This window comes from Streptomyces sp. CLV115 (assembly GCF_038448545.1).
In the GTDB taxonomy this organism is placed as follows: domain Bacteria; phylum Actinomycetota; class Actinomycetes; order Streptomycetales; family Streptomycetaceae; genus Streptomyces; species Streptomyces sanglieri.
This window is the reverse complement of sequence record NZ_JBCEWQ010000421.1, coordinates 1-446: the sequence shown is the minus strand read 5'-3', so window position 1 is coordinate 446 and position 446 is coordinate 1. Positions and strand designations below refer to the sequence as shown.

Annotated in this window: 1 rRNA gene; it reads left to right on the top strand. The window is 51.1% G+C overall.

Going from position 1 to position 446, the window contains the following annotated elements:
* Positions 1–446: ribosomal RNA gene (locus AADR41_RS42450) — 16S ribosomal RNA — on the top strand; the annotation flags it as partial.

Here is a 446-nt window from a genome sequence, read left to right as displayed (position 1 = left end):
CCTACGGGTGGCTGCAGTTTGGAACTTTGCACAATGGGCGAAAGCCTGATGCAGCGACGCCGCGTGGACGATGAAGGCCTTCGGGTTGTAAAGTCCTTTTGCTCGGGAACAATTTTTGAGCGTACCGAGAGAATAAGAGGTTGCTAACTCTGTGCCAGCAGCAGCGGTAATACAGAGACCTCAAGCGTTATCCGGAATCATTGGGCGTAAAGCGTACCGATCGGTGGCTTACAAAGTCAGAAGTGAAATCACTCAGCTTAACTGGGTGAATGTCTTTTGAAACTTGTGAGCTAGAGGGGCAAAGAGGAAGCTGGAACGAACGGTGTAGTAGTGAAATGCGTTGATATCGTTCGGAACACCAATAGCGAAGGCAGGCTTCTGGGTGCCACCTGACACTGCTAGGACGAAAGCGTGGGGAGCGAATGGGATTAGATACCCTGGTAGTC